This window comes from Paenibacillus forsythiae T98, assembly GCF_000520735.1.
Taxonomy (GTDB): domain Bacteria; phylum Bacillota; class Bacilli; order Paenibacillales; family Paenibacillaceae; genus Paenibacillus_AQ; species Paenibacillus_AQ forsythiae.
The window spans coordinates 1-329 of sequence record NZ_ASSC01000159.1; the positions used below are offsets into that span (position 1 = coordinate 1).

General features: G+C 58.4%; 1 protein-coding gene. It reads left to right on the top strand.

The window, feature by feature from the left end; translation table 11 throughout:
* The coding region (locus tag L692_RS27895; RefSeq protein WP_036722229.1) for an ABC transporter substrate-binding protein at positions 1-329 on the top strand (329 nt) is incomplete at both ends.

The following is a 329-nucleotide window of genomic DNA, read 5'->3' on the forward strand; positions in this document are numbered from 1 at the left end:
GCAAGGAGGAGGGGCTGGATGTCGAGCTTCAGACCATTCCCGGCGGAGACAAGACGATGACCGCGCTGCTCTCCGGAGCGATCGACGTTGCGCTGGTCGGCTCGGAAACGTCGATCTACGTATACCAGCAGGGCTCGGATGATCCGGTGATCAATTTCGCCCAGCTGACGCAAAGGGACGGGACCTTCCTGTTCGCTCGCAAAGACCATCCGAATTTTGACTGGAGCGAACTCAAAGGCTCGACCTTTCTCGGTCAAAGAAAAGGCGGCATGCCGCAGATGGCCGGAGCATTTACCCTCAAGAAGCAGGGGATTGATACGGCTGGCGGT